Raw genomic sequence first — 505 nt, 5'->3', positions numbered from 1 at the left:
GTAATACGGGCAAACGTTGCAACGTAAAGCAATGACATACCAATAACCGGCAACACTAAAAACTGCCAGCTACCATCTTGCCAACCACCCGCAGGGAAAATGTGCCAATGTAGAGAGAATAGGTAAATCAGAGCTGGCGCCAATACGAACGACGGCATAACCACACCAAGCATCGCGGTCGACATTATGGTGTAGTCAACCCACGTATTCTGCTTGAGAGCCGCTATCGTCCCGACCGTCACGCCCATGATCAACGTAAAGATGAAGGCGATAAAACCCACTTTCGCTGACACTGGCAGAGCAACGGCGATCAACTCGTTTACGGTGTAATCTAGGTATTTAAACGATGGACCAAAATCACCTTGCAGAACGTTGGTCAAATAGGTTGTGTATTGCTCGAATACTGGCTTATCAAGGCCGTATTTCGCTTCAATGTTCGCCATAACTTCTGGCGGTAGTGGACGTTCTGTCGAGAAAGGGTTTCCCGGTGCAAAACGCATAAGAA

The 505-nt window shown here is 47.9% G+C and carries 1 protein-coding gene; it reads right to left on the bottom strand.

The window, feature by feature from the left end:
* On the bottom strand, nt 1-505 hold a 505-nt coding region (locus R7E78_RS30960; protein ID WP_318059248.1), incomplete at both ends, for an ABC transporter permease subunit.

This window comes from Vibrio sp. YT-19(2023), assembly GCF_033337395.1.
This window is presented reverse-complemented; position numbering and strand designations above follow the sequence as displayed.